Origin of the sequence: Pedobacter sp. GSP4 (assembly GCF_051857575.1) — a bacterium.
Taxonomy (GTDB): domain Bacteria; phylum Bacteroidota; class Bacteroidia; order Sphingobacteriales; family Sphingobacteriaceae; genus Pedobacter.
In genome coordinates this window covers 130,394-148,360 of sequence record NZ_JBPZIR010000001.1, presented here as the reverse complement: position 1 = coordinate 148,360, position 17,967 = coordinate 130,394, and the positions used below count along the sequence as shown (strand labels likewise).

General features: G+C 40.1%; 14 protein-coding genes. 7 read left to right on the top strand and 7 right to left on the bottom strand.

The window, feature by feature from the left end:
• Positions 1-37: 37 nt before the first annotated feature.
• The gene (gene recO / locus ACS5PU_RS00555) at positions 38-763 is read right to left on the bottom strand and encodes a DNA repair protein RecO (protein ID WP_439457334.1); all 726 of its coding nucleotides are present in this window, start codon (positions 761-763) and stop codon (positions 38-40) included.
• Positions 764-882: 119 nt separating this feature from the next.
• Between recO and ACS5PU_RS00550 the strand changes: the two genes are divergently transcribed.
• Positions 883-3,234, top strand: a complete 2,352-nt coding sequence (locus ACS5PU_RS00550; protein WP_439457333.1) for an efflux RND transporter permease subunit — start codon at positions 883-885, stop codon at positions 3,232-3,234.
• A gap of 99 nt (positions 3,235-3,333) precedes the next feature.
• Here the strand turns inward: ACS5PU_RS00550 and ACS5PU_RS00545 are convergent, their stop codons facing one another.
• Positions 3,334-3,606 (bottom strand): isoleucyl-tRNA synthetase, encoded by a 273-nt coding sequence (locus ACS5PU_RS00545; RefSeq protein ID WP_439457332.1) that lies wholly within the window; start codon positions 3,604-3,606, stop codon positions 3,334-3,336.
• Entirely contained in the window at positions 3,603-3,791 is a 189-nt protein-coding gene (locus ACS5PU_RS00540; RefSeq protein WP_439457331.1) for a hypothetical protein, read from the bottom strand. The genes ACS5PU_RS00545 and ACS5PU_RS00540 overlap by 4 nt, the downstream gene beginning before the upstream one ends.
• An 83-nt stretch (positions 3,792-3,874) precedes the next feature.
• On the opposite strand from ACS5PU_RS00540, the gene ileS reads away from it, so the two are divergent.
• The 5 genes from ileS to ACS5PU_RS00515 all read left to right on the top strand — a co-directional run bounded on the left by ileS (position 3,875) and on the right by ACS5PU_RS00515 (position 10,028).
• A complete protein-coding gene (gene ileS, locus ACS5PU_RS00535; RefSeq protein ID WP_439457901.1) occupies positions 3,875-7,276 on the top strand; it encodes an isoleucine--tRNA ligase in 3,402 nt (1,133 codons plus the stop codon).
• A 30-nt stretch (positions 7,277-7,306) separates the two neighbouring features.
• Positions 7,307-7,690: a TraR/DksA family transcriptional regulator gene (locus tag ACS5PU_RS00530; RefSeq protein WP_039481375.1), complete on the top strand. Its 384-nt coding sequence runs from the start codon at positions 7,307-7,309 to the stop codon at positions 7,688-7,690.
• Positions 7,690-8,292 carry a lipoprotein signal peptidase gene (locus ACS5PU_RS00525; RefSeq protein WP_439457330.1) on the top strand — a complete coding sequence of 201 codons (603 nt, stop codon included), beginning with the start codon at positions 7,690-7,692 and terminating at the stop codon, positions 8,290-8,292. Before ACS5PU_RS00530 ends, ACS5PU_RS00525 begins: the two co-directional genes overlap by 1 nt.
• A gap of 464 nt (positions 8,293-8,756) precedes the next feature.
• Positions 8,757-9,293: a DUF4269 domain-containing protein gene (locus ACS5PU_RS00520; RefSeq protein ID WP_439457329.1), complete on the top strand. Its 537-nt coding sequence runs from the start codon at positions 8,757-8,759 to the stop codon at positions 9,291-9,293.
• A 54-nt stretch (positions 9,294-9,347) separates the two neighbouring features.
• Positions 9,348-10,028: a 3-keto-disaccharide hydrolase gene (locus ACS5PU_RS00515; protein ID WP_439457328.1), complete on the top strand. Its 681-nt coding sequence runs from the start codon at positions 9,348-9,350 to the stop codon at positions 10,026-10,028.
• Between the two features lie 170 nt (positions 10,029-10,198).
• Here the strand turns inward: ACS5PU_RS00515 and ACS5PU_RS00510 are convergent, their stop codons facing one another.
• The 4 genes from ACS5PU_RS00510 to ACS5PU_RS00495 all read right to left on the bottom strand — a co-directional run bounded on the left by ACS5PU_RS00510 (position 10,199) and on the right by ACS5PU_RS00495 (position 16,400).
• Entirely contained in the window at positions 10,199-10,561 is a 363-nt protein-coding gene (locus ACS5PU_RS00510) for a DUF2809 domain-containing protein (RefSeq protein WP_439457327.1), read from the bottom strand.
• A gap of 117 nt (positions 10,562-10,678) precedes the next feature.
• The gene (odhB, locus tag ACS5PU_RS00505) at positions 10,679-11,905 is read right to left on the bottom strand and encodes a 2-oxoglutarate dehydrogenase complex dihydrolipoyllysine-residue succinyltransferase (protein WP_439457326.1); all 1,227 of its coding nucleotides are present in this window, start codon (positions 11,903-11,905) and stop codon (positions 10,679-10,681) included.
• A 90-nt stretch (positions 11,906-11,995) separates the two neighbouring features.
• Complete coding sequence (locus ACS5PU_RS00500; RefSeq protein ID WP_439457325.1) at positions 11,996-14,791, bottom strand: 2-oxoglutarate dehydrogenase E1 component; 2,796 nt, start codon at positions 14,789-14,791, stop codon at positions 11,996-11,998.
• Between the two features lie 334 nt (positions 14,792-15,125).
• A complete protein-coding gene (locus tag ACS5PU_RS00495) occupies positions 15,126-16,400 on the bottom strand; it encodes a DASH family cryptochrome (protein WP_439457324.1) in 1,275 nt (424 codons plus the stop codon).
• Between the two features lie 143 nt (positions 16,401-16,543).
• Here ACS5PU_RS00495 and ACS5PU_RS00490 point away from each other — a divergent pair, with 143 nt between their 5' ends.
• Complete coding sequence (locus ACS5PU_RS00490; protein ID WP_439457323.1) at positions 16,544-17,449, top strand: TIGR01777 family oxidoreductase; 906 nt, start codon at positions 16,544-16,546, stop codon at positions 17,447-17,449.
• The last annotated feature ends 518 nt before the right edge of the window (positions 17,450-17,967 follow it).

Here is a 17,967-nt window from a genome sequence, read left to right as displayed (position 1 = left end):
CTATAAAACTGTTCTGCAAATCTTTTTTTCTTTTTTTTCAGCTTAACAAAGTCTCCAGTATTTTATGCGATTGCACTACCCCGAAAGAGGCTGTATGTAAGGTATAGAAAACCAATATCTTATCTAACAAAAAGCGCCGTTGTACATTACTCAATTTTATTTCAGAAATTTTTTCGAGCGGGGTATTAAAAAGCGAAATAAAGCTCATCGCATCTTCCAACTGAAGGTAATTGGCGTGAATTGGAAGCCTGGAAAAGAACTCTCCCTCTTGCAGATCGAAATAAACCTGATCGTTTCTCCTTTTTTCGTTGGGCGCAAAACCCAAAAACCGGCTTAACTTTAACAAAAAAGAAAGATGAAAATTTGGATTGATTTCTTCCACTTCATCAAACCAGGCAATAGAATTGAAAATATAATCGAATAATCCTTCATCGGCCGATTGCTGACGGATACTTTTGTACAGTACTTCATTAAGAAAAATAACAATACTGGTTTTGACCATATCGTAAGGGATACTTTTAAAAACCGGCGTTTGCCTCACCTCCGATACGCTTTGCATACTGGTATTAACTTTATGGTAAACCACCATATCGAGCAGATGCAGTGCCTGCAGCATGTTCATCTTAATCTTAGCCTTAGGCTTTTTAACCCCATTAATCAGGTAAGATTGCATGCCAAATTTATCGGTAAGCACCTGCACAACAACACTGCTTTCGCTATAACTGGTGGTCTTTAAAACTATGCCTCTAACTTTGTGCAACATGCGTTTAAAACAATTTTTCCAAAAGTATGTTATTTGTGCAAATTTAATTGTGCAAAAAGTAATCCTGATTTATAAATAAGATTAGTTTTGCCGTTATATTATTATTAAAACTAAGCTGCATGTGGATTAAGCTATCGAGATTTATTCTTCAGAACCGTATCGCAATCATTCTATTTTTTGTTCTCGGAACTATTTTTATGGCTTATCAGGCCAAAAACGTAAAACTCTCTTATACCGGAAGTAAAATATTACCCGTTACTGATAGCGCATTTATCAAATACAATGCTTTTAAAAAGACTTTTGGCGAAGATGGAAGTGTAATGGTGGTGGGTATACAATCGCCCGATATCTTTAAAAAAGAAGTATACAATCAATGGATTGAACTATCTAACAGCATCCAAAAGCTAAAAGGAATTAAGCAGGTATTATCCAGCGGGCGGATTTTTCAGCTGGAAAAAGATACGGTAAACCAAAAATTCATTTTAAAACCGCTACCTGGTGGGCTTGTTAAAACGGATGCCGAAATGGATTCGATCAAAAATGCCATTTACAGCAATCCATTTTTTGAAGGCTTGGTATACAACCGGCAAAATGCCACACTAATGGCCATTACTTTTGATACCAAAATTTTAAATACGGCAGAACGCAATCCGATTTTAAGGGAAATTGAAACAAAAGCAAAAGCCTTTCAAGCTGCCACTAAGATCCAGGTCCACATTTCGGGCCTACCCTATATCCGTACTGCAGTAAGTAAACTGGTAAGCAACGAATTTGTATTGTTTTTAGGCTTATCGATTTTAGTTTCTGCATTGATCCTGCTTTTCTTTTTCAAGAAATTCTACGCTGTTTTCTTTCCCATTCTGGTTGTGATAATGGGGGTAATATGGAGTATAGGTACCCTTGTATTATTTGGCTTCGAACTCACCATTTTAACAGGCTTGATTCCGCCGCTGATTGTAATTATAGGCATACCCAACAGTATCCTTTTGCTTAACAAATACCAGAATGAGCTAAGGAAACACGGAGATAAGCAAATAGCTTTAAGTACTACGATAGAAAGGATTGCCATTACCACCTTAATTGCCAACATCACGGCAGCCATAGGCTTCGGGGTACTCTATTTTACCGGAAGTGAGCTTTTAATGCAGTTTGGCAGCGTAGCCTCTATCAATGTAATGATTACCTGGCTCATGTGCCTGTGCTTAATCCCGATTATATTCAGTTATTTACCTGCACCCAAGCTTAAGGCGCAAACACATATTGAAGAAGGTTTTCTGCATAAATTATTGGTTAAAACCGATCTCCTTGTCCAAAATAAAAGCGGACTGATTTATATCGGCACCATCATAATATCCATCATTGCTTTTATCGGCGTAATGAAAATCAATGTTAATGGCTACGTGGTAGATGATCTGCCCAAAAACTCAGAGATTTTAACGGATTTAAAATTCTTTGAGAAAAACTTTGAAGGCATTTTACCATTGGAAGTTAGTGTGGACACGAAGAAAAAGAATGGGGTCTTCAATCTAACCAACCTGAAAAGGATGGAAAAACTGGAAAAGATGATCTCTTCTTATCCGGAGTTTTCGCGTTCTATTTCGGTAAACATGGGCTTAAAATATGCCACACAGGCTTTCTACAACAACGATTCTACATTTTTCCGCTTGCCCGATAACCTGGAGAAAAACTTTATCCTGGCTTACATTGCCAATGGCGGCAAAGGTAACGCCAGTTTGTTAACCAATTTTATCAGCAAGGGGAATCAGAGCACCAGGATCAGCTTTCAAATGGCCGATGTGGGTTCAAAACGTTTGGATGCGATTTTGGCAGAACTAAAGCCGCGTATCGACAGTATTTTGCCGCCTGCTAAATTTGATGTGGAGCTTACCGGTTCGAGCATTATTTTTTCTAAGGGCACCGATTATATGTTGAAACACCTGGTAGAAAGTATAGCCCTTGCCATTGTATTGATTTCGCTTTTGAGGTTAGCGCAATTTAAAAGCCTTGGCATTATGTTCATCTCCCTGCTGCCCAATATTGTTCCGCTGATTATTACCGCCGGAATTATGGGCTATTTTGGCATTTCGTTAAAACCTTCAACCATATTAATTTTTACCATTGCATTTGGCCTGGCCTCCGATCAGACCATCTATTTCTTAACGCGTTACCAACAAGAATTAAACCTGACAAATTTCAGCGTACCTAAAGTAATTACAGATACGATCACTGAAACAGGGGTTAGTATGACGCATATTGCCTTAATTCTATTCTTTGGTTTTGGCATTTTTACGGCCTCTACTTTCGGCGGAACAGTAGTACTGGGCTTACTCCTATCCATTACCCTATTGGTGGCTTTGATTTTCAATTTAACCCTGCTGCCTGCACTGGTATTGTGGTTGGATAAAAAGAAAGTAAGAAAATTGGTTTCCGATGAGGAATCGGCGAAAAATGCCAGCGAATTTGACCATTAATAAATATAGCCTTGGGTTTAAACGCAAGGCTATATTTATACCTAAATTAAAAAAATGCATTAATTTAAACCCAGAACATTACGAAATATTGGTAAAACCCTACTCAGCAGCAGGCTTTTTTTCTTCTTCATCTTCTGGCACTTCTACCGTTGGGTCGGTAATAATTTCGGCATTGCCATCACTATCTTTTTTGGCAAACAAAATTGGATATAGCAGCCACAAAGCACCAACAATAATCAGTACGCCTGCCAACATCTGTAAATAGATACTTCCCTTTACATCATTAGCATCCAAAATTTTATAGGCAATAAAAGAAAGCAGGCCAGCTACCAGTACGAAAACGGCTTTCTGTAATTTCAAGAGCTTTATCATGGGTTCTTTCTTTTAAGTTTTACAATATGGATTAGAACAAAGATTAGCCCAATTAGTTCGAGCAGGCCACAGAAATAAAATGCATAAAGCACAAAATCGCGGTTTAATGGATTTATTAAGGCAACAATGGGCAGCGCAATTACTGCTACAATCATCATCGCAAGCCCAATATTAAATAATTTCACCTTAAAAGTATTTACATCAAAACTACCAAAATTCAGTCAATTCTGTTAACTTTGCAACCTTAATTTTTTGAGGTACTTGATTGATGTATAGCGAATTTAAACAATTGGAACTTGCCAAAATAGGGCAAGAGATACTGGATTTTTGGAAAAAGGAAAATATCTTTGAAAAAAGCATTTCATCCCGCCCTGAATCCAATCCGTTTACTTTTTACGAAGGACCACCGTCTGCCAATGGTATGCCGGGGATTCACCACGTAATGGCACGTGCAATTAAGGATATTTTTTGCCGCTACAAAACCTTAAAAGGCTACCAGGTTAAACGTAAAGGTGGCTGGGATACACACGGCCTGCCAATTGAGCTTGCCGTTGAGAAAAAATTGGGTATTACCAAAGAAGATATCGGCAAAAAAATAAGCGTTGATAAGTATAACGAGGCCTGCCGCACTGAGGTAATGCGTTATACAGACGTTTGGAACGACCTGACCGAAAAAATGGGTTACTGGGTTGATCTAGAAAATCCGTACATCACCTACGAAAACGAATATATTGAAACGCTTTGGTGGATTTTAAAACAGCTTTACGATAAAGGCTTTTTGTACAAAGGTTATACCGTACAACCCTATTCGCCTGCTGCAGGTACCGGTTTAAGCTCGCACGAGTTAAACCAACCGGGCACTTATAAAGATGTAAGCGATACCACCATAGTTGCACAGTTTAAAACCATCGAATCGAGCTTACCTGAAGCGTTAAAAGGCTTTGGTACGGTTCACTTTTTAGCCTGGACCACCACACCTTGGACCTTGCCAAGCAATACGGCCTTAACCGTAGGTCCGAAGATTGATTACGTACTGGTTAAAACCTTTAATCAATATACTTTTGAGCCGATTCAGGTTGTTCTGGCCAAGGCCTTAGTGGGCAAACAATTTGCCGGAAAATACTTTTTAGCAGAAGCTGAAGAAGCCTTTAATAACTTCAAAGCTGATGATAAAAAAATACCTTATAGCGTTTTAGCAGAATTTGTTGGTGCAGATCTAGTAGGCATAAAATACGAACAATTGTTGCCTTACGCACTTCCGTACCAAAACCCAGAAAATGCTTTCAGGGTAATTTCTGGCGATTTTGTTACCACAGAAGATGGTACAGGTATTGTACACACGGCGCCTACTTTTGGTGCAGATGATGCCCGGGTGGCCAAATTGGCTACGCCAGAAGTGCCGCCAATGTTGGTACTTGACGAAAAAGGAAACGCAGTTCCGTTGGTAGATCTGCAGGGAAAATTCATCGCTGCCCTAGGCGGAAATTATGGTGGTAAATATGTTAAAAATGAATACTACAAGGATGGCGAAGCACCAGAAAAATCTGTTGATGTAGAAATTGCCATTCAGCTAAAAGAAGAGAACAAAGCCTTTAAGGTAGAGAAATACGTGCACACTTATCCGCACTGCTGGAGAACCGATAAACCTGTTTTATATTATCCTTTGGACAGTTGGTTTATCAAAACTACTGCGGTTAAGGATAAAATGGTAGAACTGAACAAAGGAATCAACTGGAAACCAGAGTCGACCGGAACAGGCCGCTTTGGTAACTGGCTTGAAAACCTGGTAGATTGGAATTTATCACGTTCACGTTATTGGGGAACCCCATTACCGATCTGGCGTACAGCAGATGGACTGGAAGAAAAATGTATAGGTTCTATCGCAGATCTGAATGCAGAAATTGCCAAATCCATCGAAGCTGGTTTTATGCCTGCAGGTTTCGAATTAAAGGATATGCACCGCCCTTATGTCGATGATGTGATCTTAACTTCATCAAAAGGTGAAAAAATGACCCGCGAAACCGATCTTATTGACGTTTGGTTTGATAGCGGCGCCATGCCTTACGCACAGTGGCACTTCCCTTTCGAAAACAAAGAAGAGTTTGAAAACGCCTATGCAGCCGATTTTATTGCTGAAGGAGTAGATCAGACCCGCGGTTGGTTCTTTACCCTACATGCCATTGCGGTGATGTTGAGCGAAGCAAGTGACGAAATTAAAGCGGTAAACGCCAAAGTAGGCAATCCTGGTGTTGCTTTTAAAAACGTGGTTTCGAACGGCTTGGTGCTGGATAAAAACGGCAACAAAATGTCTAAACGCTTAGGCAATGCAGTCGATCCGTTCAGCACGATTGAAACTTACAGCGCCGATGCCACACGTTGGTACATGATCAGCAATGCATCGCCATGGGATAACCTAAAATTCAGTTTAGAAGGCTTAGACGAGGTGCGCCGCAAATTCTTCGGTACACTTTATAACACCTATGCTTTCTTTGCCTTATATGCGAACATTGATAAGTTTGAAATCGATAAAAACAACTTAAGCAAAGTTGAAGATAGAACAGAGCTAGACCGTTGGATCTTATCGCTGTTGCAAAACCTGATCAGCGAGGTTGATGAAAGCTACAATACTTACGAGCCAACTAAAGCTACCCGTGCCATCCAAACCTTTGTTGATGAACATTTAAGTAACTGGTACATCAGGTTAAGCCGCCGCCGCTTTTGGAAAGGCGAAATGACAGAGGATAAACGTGCCGCTTACGAAACACTTTATACCTGTTTAGAAACATTGGCGCAGTTAATGAGCCCTGTGGCACCTTTCTTTGCCGATTGGTTGTACAGAAACTTAACCGTTACCGATGCTTATGCTGAAGAATCGGTGCACTTAACCCTGTGGAAAGAAGCCGATAAAAACCTGATCGATAATGCCTTGAACGAAAGGATGCTTTATGCCCAGGATATCTCATCGATGGTTTTATCATTGCGTAAAAAATCGGGCATCAATGTTCGTCAGCCTTTACAAAAAATCTTAATCCCATCTTTGAACGGAGATTTTGAGCAGAAGATTTCAAAAGTTGCCGATTATATCCTTTCAGAAACCAATGTGAAGCACATCGAGTTCATTACCGATACGCATGGCATTGTGAAGAAAAAGCTGAAGCCAAACTTTAAATCATTGGGTAAAAAGGTTGGTAAGGATATGAGCACTGTAAAAGCAGCCCTGGAGAACATGACGCAGGACGACATCCAACGTTTGGAAGTGGATGGTTATATCAATGTTTTCGGAAGTGATAATTTCCAGCACGCCATTGATTTAAATGATGACGTAGAGATTTTTGCCGAAGATATTCCAGGATGGCAGGTAACCAATTTAGGCAGTTTAACCGTTGCTTTGGATGTGACCATAACAGAGGAGCTGAAACAGGAAGGGATTTCGCGTGAGCTGGTTAACCGTATCCAGAACCTACGTAAAGAATTGAACTTTGAAGTAACCGATAGGATTAAAGTTTCATTACAAAATGATAACTTGGTAGCCAGTGCAATTGCTAAGAACAAAGCCTACATTTGCGACGAAATCTTGGCAGATGAATTAGAATTAACAGATACTGTAAATAATGCAAACAAAATCGTGATTGACGATGTTGAGTTAAGCATTTCAGTAACTAAAATATAAATCCATATATTAGAAAACTAAATTAAAAACATGGAAAATAGTAATAAAACGCGCTACTCAGACAGTGAACTACAGGAATTTAAAGAGTTAATTCAAGATAAATTGCGCATGGCGAAAGAAGAACTTAACGCTTTAACAGCATCTTTAAGCAATCCTAACGCCAACGGTACAGAAGATACTTCTGGTGCTTACAAAACCTTGGAAGATGGTTCTGCAACCATGGAAAAAGAACAGATCAATCAATTGGCTGCCCGTCAGAAAAAGTTTATTGATAACCTCGAGAATGCATTGGTGCGTATCGAGAACAAAACTTATGGTATTTGCCGCGAAACCGGTAAACTGATCCAAAAAGAACGTTTACGCGCGGTACCTCATGCTACTTTAAGTATGGAAGCTAAATTAAAGCAAGGTTAATGAAAGGCTATACAAAACCTTTAATTGTTATCTTTTTGGTTTTATTGGCCGATCAGCTAATTAAAACCTGGGTTAAAACACACATGTACCTTGGCCAGGAATTTCACATTATCGGTAAGTGGTGTATTATCCACTTTACCGAAAATAATGGAATGGCTTTCGGAATGGAATTTGGCGGAGAGTTTGGCAAATTAGCCTTATCGCTTTTCCGCATTGCAGCCGTTGCCGGGATTGGTTATGGCTTACACTATTTAATTAAACATAAATACCACCGTGGATTGATCCTGAATGTGGCCTTGATTTTTTCGGGAGCATTGGGTAACATCATCGATTCGGTATTTTATGGTAAAATTTATGGCTACGAAAGCTGGTTTCATGGCCGCGTAGTTGATATGTTCTACTTCCCTATTGCCGAAGGGCATTTCCCTTCTTGGCTGCCTATATGGGGAGGCGAAGAATTTGTTTTCTTCAGACCGGTTTTTAACCTTGCTGATGCCGCAATATCAGTAGGTGTAATCCTTATCCTTATCTTCCAAAAAAACTACTTTAAAGAAGATGTTAAGGATGATGTGAGCATCAACAGCGAAATTGTAGAGGATTAATCTCCCCGATCGTCATGCTGGTCCGATAGCTATCGGACTTGTTTCAGCATCTTAAACCTTTTAAATAAATACACAAAGCCCATTTCTTAATTGAGATGGGCTTTTTTTTGTAGAACCGTTATTGCGGGAAGAAAACGACAAAGCAATCTTATTGCGCATGCCTAATAGCGATAGTTATAAGATTTCTTCATACTTCTCCAAGACGATACTATTTGTTAATATTTGGAAAGCAGGTACAGCAGCAAATATTTAAGTTTCTTCCCGCTATCCTTACTGCCAATGGGGCCTGTGCTTTAACTACGATTGATCTAAAAAACTCAAAATAATGCTAAAATACATTGGCATTCATCCTATCGGGTTTATTAACTTTGGATAGTGCAGGAAACCAAAAGCGAAGTGCCTATCTGTTAACCCAAACAATCTATTTTCTTTAGCAAGTACAATTAACCAACTGCCTGAATCCAATGATCAACTTCCTTAATATATCCTATCTCCAATCCGGAAACGAAAAGCAACAGCAAGCTTATCAGGTTTTAACTGCACACCAGATACTAGAAAAATTAACGGCCTTCACCCCTATCCTTACCGGCACCATCCCGATAAACATCGATATTGAAAGCAGTGATCTGGATATCATCTGCTATGTACAGGATAAAACAGCATTCACTAAAACACTAACTGATCACTTTCAGAACGAAAAAGGATTTATAATTTCTGAAAATCCAACCTTTCAATCCATCAAAGCCAATTTTTTTATGGCTGGTTTTGAATTCGAAATTTTCGGACAACCCATACCAACAATACAGCAAAACGCTTATCGCCACATGCTAATAGAACATCAGATTTTGTTAGAAAAAGGAGAAACCTTCAGACAGGAAATTATCAGGTTAAAAAATCAGGGTATTAAAACCGAACCTGCCTTTGCACAACTGCTCGATATTGCCGGAAATGCTTATGAGGAATTATTGAAACTGGAACCGATTCATAAGCCTTGGGTTTAAACCCAAGGCTTATGAATAAAATCATATATTTGAAAAAACCAAAAACCAGATATAATGAAATTACTCTCCATCTCCCTGTTATTGTTAATCTCGAGCTACACTGCATTTGCACAAAAAAGCCTTTTTAACGGCAAAGATTTAAAAGGCTGGCATGTAGATGTACCTGCAATGGACAAAAAGCCAGATACCATTAATCCATTTATTGTTCGCAATGGCCTATTGGTAAGCTTGGGCACTCCAGGTGGCCATTTAATCACCGATAAAATTTATAAAAACTACCAGTTAACCGTTCAATACCGCTTTGCAGGCAAGCCAGGCAACTGTGGCGTTCTGGTACATGCATCAACCCCAAGGGCCTTGTATGGCATGTTCCCAAAATCTTTGGAAGTGCAGATGCAGCATAAAGATGCAGGCGATTTTTGGTGCATTGAAGAAGACATTACCGTACCCGATATGGTTAGCAGACGTGGACCAAAAGAGAACTGGGGTGTAAACGGTGATAAGCTCCGCCGCATTAAAAACTTAACCGATGATAGCGAAAAACCATTGGGCGAGTGGAACACCATGGTAGTAGAATGCTTAAACAACGAAGTTAAAGTTTGGGTAAACGGTACATTGGTAAATTATGGTACAAACTGTACAGTAAACAGTGGGCAAATTGCCTTACAGGCCGAAGGCAGTGAAGTAGAATTTAAGCAACTGGATTTGAAGCCGATTAAAGCATTGTCTAAATAGATTTCGCGACTTATAAAAGTTGTTAATTTCATTTTTTTAGGACAAAAAAGAAGTCAAGTTTTAAAGCAGATTGCACATTAAAAACTTGAATTCTTTATAAATATATCATGTCCAGATTCATCGGGAGCAGCATCTTTTTTGCTAGGTAGACCTTGAAATAAATCCGATAACTATCGGATCAGGGTGACTATGATTATCAAGTAACCAACAAAATAGGCCAAAAGATCATAATAGCTAAATGAAGTACCTAATAAAGTGCACATCAGTTTATTGTGTTCCCAGCCAAACCAACGCACATAATGTAGCTTTTGGAACAACTCAATCAGGCAGGCAAAAACTAAGATGCCTAAAGCCAGTTTCTTGTTGTTCGTTTTCAGAAAAGTCCTGAGGAAGGCATAGATGAGCACAACCACCAAAACATCACCTCCGAAGGGGCGTATAAAGGCATCGTGCAGGTACTTGGCGATTAAAATTTCGATGATTAAAATCGCCAGGAAAATGAAAAGGAATTTTGAGCTAAACGTTAATTTCATAATAAAACACAAAAAAGCCCCGATCTACATCGGGGCCATATATTTCTATCTATCATCGATAAAGATCCTGAAATAAATCCGATAACTATCGGATCAGGGTGATCATTTCTTCGAGATTTAAACGCCTAACAGCAATCTAGCCGGATCTTCTAACAGTTGTTTCACACGAACCAAGAAACCTACAGACTCGCGTCCATCGATAATTCTGTGATCGTAAGATAGTGCCACATACATCATCGGACGGATAACCACTTCACCTTTTTCGGCAATTGGACGTTCAACAATGTTGTGCATACCTAAAATTGCCGATTGCGGTGCGTTGATGATCGGAGTAGACATCATTGAACCAAATACCCCACCATTGGTAATGGTAAAAGTTCCGCCGGTCATTTCTTCAATCGTTAATTTACCATCGCGTGCTTTTAAAGCTAAAGCCAATACCGATTTTTCAATTTCGGCCAAGCTCATGCTTTCTGCATTGCGTATTACCGGTACCACCAATCCTTTTGGTGCAGAAACGGCGATAGAAACATCAGCAAAGTTATTGTAAACGATTTCTTCACCATCAATGCGCGCATTTACAGCAGGGAAATCTTTTAAAGCTTCGGTAACTGCTTTTGTAAAAAAGCTCATGAAACCTAAACCAACACCATGTTTTTCTTTAAAAGAATCTTTGTATTTACCACGTAAATCCATAATTGGTTTCATGTTAACCTCGTTAAAGGTAGTTAACATCGCTGTTTCATTTTTAACAGCAACCAAACGTTTTGCAACTGTTTTACGCAATGGCGACATTTTTTCGCGACGTTCACTACGTGCACCAGCTGGAGCAGCGGCAACAACAGGAGCTGCTGCTTTAGGGCTTTCGGCTTTTTTACCAGCTTCCGCTTTAACAGCATCATCTTTGGTAATACGGCCATCAACACCAGTACCTTTTACTGCAGCCGCATCAATACCTTTTTCGGCTAAAATTTTTCCTGCTGCAGGTGATGGAGTTCCGGTAGCATAGCTTTCGCCTGATCTTTCAGCAACAGGAGCTGCTGTTTTATCTTCAGCAACAACTGGTTTTTCTTCTGCTTTTGGGGCATCAGCTTTTGCAGGAGCTGCACCACCATCTTCAATTTTACAAACTACTGCACCAATGGCTAATGTATCGCCTTCGGCGGCTATGGTTTTTAAAGTTCCAGCTTGTTCTGCGGTTAATTCGAATGTAGCTTTATCCGATTCTAATTCGGCAATAACTTCATCCATTTCAACAACATCGCCATCGTTTTTTATCCAACGTGATAAAACAACTTCGGTTATCGACTCACCAACAGGTGGAACTTTTATCTCTAAACTCATTTTTTGTAATGTTATGTTTTTATCTTCTAATGATCAAATTTCAATAGTCAATTACCAAACGCTATGCTCCAAACGCTTAGCGCCAAGCACTTAATCTATCTGAACTAATTTTTTTGTGGCTTTTTTAGCTATATCCTTAACATCTTCAGTAACCGGAATTTCTAAAGCTTTTGCCAAGATATAAGCTTGTTGGTTGGCATGCTGTTTTGCAAAACCCGTTGCTGTACTGCTGCTTTCTCTTCTCGAAATTACATCAACACCTTTCAACGCCGTTTTGTAAAGCTTACGGAACAAGTATGGCCATGCGCCCATATTTTCTGGCTCTTCCTGTACCCAGAAAATTTCTTTTGCATTTTTATATTTTTTCTGGATCGCTTCCATCTGGTCAACCGGTGTAGGATACAGTTGCTCTACACGAACCAATGCTACATGCTTAATTTTATCAGCCTGTTGTTTTTCCAGTAACTCATAGTAAATTTTACCGCTACAGAAAACAATACGTGTTACATCAGCAGTTTTAGCATTTACATCATCAATTACTTCTTTAAAACCACCTTCAGTAAATTCTTCCAGTTTAGAAACACAGGCTGGGTGGCGAAGCAAACTTTTAGGCGTAAATACCACTAAAGGTTTACGGAAATCGCGTTTAAACTGACGGCGCAATACGTGGAAGAAGTTAGCTGGCGTTGAGCAATTTACAACCTGCATGTTGTAATCTGCACACAGTTCCATAAAACGTTCTATACGTGCTGAAGAGTGCTCAGGGCCCTGGCCTTCGTAACCGTGAGGCAATAACATTACCAAACCGTTTTCGCGTTGCCATTTGGTTTCGGCACTGGCAATGTACTGATCTACCACAATCTGCGCACCGTTAAAGAAATCGCCAAACTGTGCTTCCCAAATGGTTAGTGCGTTAGGGTTAGCCATCGCATAACCATATTCAAAACCTAAAACACCATACTCGGATAAGTGTGAGTTGTAGATATCAAACTGGGCCTGTTGGTCTGAAATATTAGCCAACGGTACGTATTCTTCTTCGCTATCTTCTAAAGTAAGTACGGCATGACGGTGAGAGAAAGTACCACGCTCCACATCCTGACCGCTTAAACGAACGCGTTTACCTTCTGATAACAATGTACCATAAGCCAACTGCTCGCCCATTGCCCAGTCGAAAACCTGGGTATCGTTAACCATTTTACTCCGCTCAATAAATAGTTTCTCAATTTTTTTGAAGAACTTTTTATTTGATGGCAAGGTGGTAATGCGTTTACCGATTTCCAACAAAGTAGATTTTTTAACTGCCGTTACCGGAGAAGTTTCAAAATCTTTAGGCGTGGCCATACGCAAATCAGCCCATGCTCCACCAAATTTAACTTCGGTATTGCCTGCAACAAATTCTTTGGCCTCATTTAAGCGTTCCTGCAAAATACCACGGAAATCCTTTTCCATTTCTTTTGCCAAACCGGCTTCCAGTTTACCTTCTTTGGTTAGCTGTTCGATATAAATTTCCCTTGGGTTAGGGTGTTTTTCAATGGTTTTGTATAATAATGGCTGCGTAAATTTCGGCTCATCAGATTCGTTGTGCCCGAAACGGCGGTAGCAAAGAATATCGATAAATACATCGTTTTTATATTTCTGACGGTATTCCATCGCCAGGTTGATCGCGTATACCAATGCTTCCGGATCATCGCCATTTACATGGAAAACCGGAGATAAAGTTACTTTGGCAATATCGGTACAGTAAGTACTGGTACGCGCATCTTTATAATTGGTTGTAAAACCGATCTGGTTATTGATCACCAAGTGGATGGTTCCACCGGTTTTATAGCCTTCTAGACCAGCCATCTGGATTACTTCGTAAACAATACCCTGGCCAGCAACCGAAGCATCACCATGGATCAAAATCGGTGCTAAGCGGCTGTTATCGCCACCATATTTGAAATCGATTTTAGAACGGCTCATCCCTTCTACCACACCATCAACTGTTTCCAGATGCGATGGGTTAGGGCACAAACTTAAGTGAACACTTTTACCAGCATTTGTAGTTACATCGGTAGAGTAGCCTAAGTGGTATTTAACATCGCCACCAAACGGGGTATCCGGATTGTAGCTCTTGCCTTCAAACTCGGCAAAAATATCTTTATAGGTTTTTTGCATGATATTGGCCAGCACGTTTAAACGTCCGCGGTGGGCCATACCAATTACAAATTCTTCAATTCCAAGTTCAGCACCTTTTTCAATTACCGAATCCAATGCCGGGATCAAAGCCTCTGCTCCTTCTAACGAAAAACGTTTTTGACCTAAGAATTTTGTTCCAAGGAAATTTTCGAAACTTACCGCTTCGTTTAATTTTTTAAGGATGCGTTTTTTCTCTTCGATAGAGAAATTAGGCGTGTTACGTGCACTTTCCATTTTCTGCTGAATCCAGTTCAACACTTCTGGTGTACGTAAAAATTTAAATTCTGCACCAATTGAATGTGCATATGTCTGTTTTAAAACAGCTACAATATCTTTCAGTTTTGCGGCACCGATACCAATTTCCACTCCAGAGTTGAAAACAGTTTCCAGATCAGCATCAGATAATCCAAAATTTGCAAGATCAAGTGTTGGCAGGTGCTTGCGTCTTTCGCGCACCGGATTGGTATGCGTAAACAAGTGACCGCGGCTACGGTAGCCATCAATCAGGTTTAAAACATTAACCTCTTTTAAAAATTGTTCAGGAGTTTCTGCAGTTACTGCCGGGGCTTCCGATCCTCTTCCAAAATCGAAACCTTCGAAAAATTTCTGCCAACCAAATTCAACCGACTCAGGATCTTGTTGATACGACTGATATAAAGACTCTATATATTCGGCGTTTGCGCCATTAAGATAAGATAATTTATCCATTATTAACTATTTACTATAAGCATTACAAAATTAGAATTTTACCTTATATAAATGGCAAAAATCTCGATTAAAATGAGAATTATTGAGTTATAGAATTATTGAATGAGAGATTGATAGCGCAAGCGAATGATAAAATGGCAGATGATGGCATAGGTAAATCTTTTTAGTAGTGTGCAAACCGATTATTTAATTGGCGAATGACTAATTGAGCACATCGTTTTGATGGAAAACAGCTATTCGATCCTTCAAAATTCAATCATGCAGATTTCCTTTATTCAACATCCAATCATTCTATAATTCAACACCCGGTCACTCTATAATTCAATCACTACAATTATGATGCCCAGGTTAAGGCGTAATTTCCTTTTGGATCGAGGTTTTTGATGTTTTTATCCAAATCGAAAACGCTTTTTGATTTTTGATCGTTACCTACACCGGCTACATTTGCCCAATTTCCCCAGTTGCTTGCGGGATTATAATCAATGAGTTTTTCTTCAAAATATGCCGCACCGAAAATCCAGCTTACCTCCAAATTATTGATGAGGTACAGGGCCGCAGTCTGTCTGGCAATATTGGAAATAAAACCGGTTTGATTTAACTCGGTCATTACTGCATCTACTACAGCAAAACCTGTTTGGCCGTTTTTCCACTTGTTAAAATTTTCGGGCTCGTTTGCAACATCTACCAAACCCTGGCTTCCGAAGCCATCAGGACTGAAAAATGTATTGCCGTATTTTTTAAACATGAAACGAAAATAATCCCTCCACAATAAGCCCAGTAAAATGTGGTTAAACATGGCTTTCGTATTGGGTACACCTTCCATTTTCTTGATTTCCCAGTATACTTTGCGCGGCGATAAGCTGCCCATGGCCAACCATGCCGATAATTTGGAAGCAAGAATTAAATTCTTGGTGGTGGCAGCCTGTTGCATGGCCACAATTACTTTTTGAAGATGCACCAAGCCTTCTGCCTCGCCACCGGTAAATTCAAAATCGGCACGCTGGTCTTTTTGCTGGGGTAAAAGATTCAGATCTTCCAGCGAAGACAAAGTGCCCCAATCTATCACTTCAGCTACATTAATCCGATCGGGTGCCATAAAACAGGGCTTGATGATCGAATCGCGTTCTATCTTCTTTTTAAATTGGTTAAAGGCATCCGGAATATCTTTGATCGGAAAGGGCAGATCTTCTTTATTGTATAAGGTATGACCTATAAAATGTTTGAGATTGATGCGTAATTTCCAGAGTGCATTTTCTACAAGCGTAGACACGTGTGTTTCCTCCCTGGCTACTTCGCGGTGGTGGTAAACTTCTGTAATTTCATATTCCTGAGCAAGTTGTGGAATAATGTCTTCTGGATTACCTTCGGCGATGAGTAAATTGCCACCAATCTGTTTTAATGAACTCCGTAAACCTAAAACGCTTTCTAAAATGAACTGAGCTCTGATATTCCCCGTTTTTAGGGTACCGTATTTTGTTTCTCCAAAAAAACGGGGATCTAAAATATAAACGGGCAAAATCGAATCAGATTTAGCAATAGCCTCAACCAGCATTTCGTTATCATGCAAGCGGAGATCATTTCTAAACCAGACTAAAATTTTTTTGGACATCTTTTATCGAAAAGTGGTGTAAGAACGGATACGCAAATTTATCTTATTTTTCTGCTCTACCAAAAACATCAATAATTCTTTACAAATAGCCAACAAAAAAAGCTGATGGGCAAACTAAATTAGCAGTATTTAGTTAATTATACATGGCAAAGAAGATTTTGATTACCGGAGCAACCGGACTTGTTGGTACTGCACTAAAAAAGCAATTATTAAGCAAAGGTTACGGCGTGAATACACTTTCGCGCAAGAAGAGCAACGATCCGAACAACTTTACCTGGGATGTTTACCAAGGAACCATTGAAGCCGATTGTTTAAACGGTGTGGATGCCATTATCCACCTGGCCGGTGAAGCTGTTGCCGATAAAAACTGGACAGCCGAGCGCAAAAAACAGATTATTGATAGCCGTGTAAAATCTACCGAACTGCTTTTCAAAACCTTAAAAGCAAACCCCGCACATCAGGTAAAATCTTTCATTTCATCATCGGCTGTGGGTTATTACGGCGATTGCGGCGATGAAATATTAACAGAAGAAAGTCCGAATGGATACGGTTTTTTAGCCGAATGCTGTAAGCTTTGGGAAGATGCCGTAGATGGAGGCAAAAAACTGAGCCTGCGCATTGTTAAGCTGCGTACCGGAATAGTGTTCAGCAATGATGGTGGTGCACTGCCGCAACTGGATAAAGCCGTGCGGTTATTTGTGGGTGCTGCTTTGGGCACAGGTAAACAATGGACACCCTGGCTGCACATAAATGATATGGTTGAAATGTATATCGAAGCTGTTGAAAACCCAAAAATGGAAGGAAATTATAATGCCTGCGCGCCTTTCCCGGTAACCAATACAGCCTTAACCAAAGCAATTGCGAAGCATTTACACCGCCCGTTCTGGCCGATCAAAGTACCTAAAAGTGTATTATCGGTTGTATTGGGCGAACGGGTAGAAGCAGTTTTAATGAGCAATAACACTTCTGCACAGAAAATACTTGATGCAGGTTTTAAATTTGAATTTACACATTTAGATGATGCATTAGCAGCGCTTTATGGTCGTTAAGATTTTCTGCGTTGGCTACTTTAATTAGCCACGGAAGCACAGAACCCTTGGGTTGGCTTGTTTAATTTAGCCACGGAGGCACAGAAAACACGGATCGATAAGCTCTGAGCATCATCCGCGAAGCTCAGAGCACCGTTCACGAGGCTCGGAACACCATTCACGAGGTTCGGAGCACCATTCACGAGGCTCGGAACACCATTCACGAGGCTCGGAACACCATTCACGAGGTTCGGAGCACCATTCACGAGGTTCGGAGCACCATTCACGAGGTTCAGAACACCATTCACGAGGCTCGGAACACCATTCACGAGGTTCGGAGCACCATTCACGAGGTTCGGAGCACCATTCACGAGGCTCGGAGCACCATCCGAGAATCACACTATAAAGCTGGTCGGGATTTGCAATCCCGATCCCTGAATTGTGGATTTGTAATCCACTACGCCACCTATCCAACATAATAACCATAGGTTCAAGGGCTAAAATGTAAGCACACTCTCCAAAACCAGCAGGAAATCTTT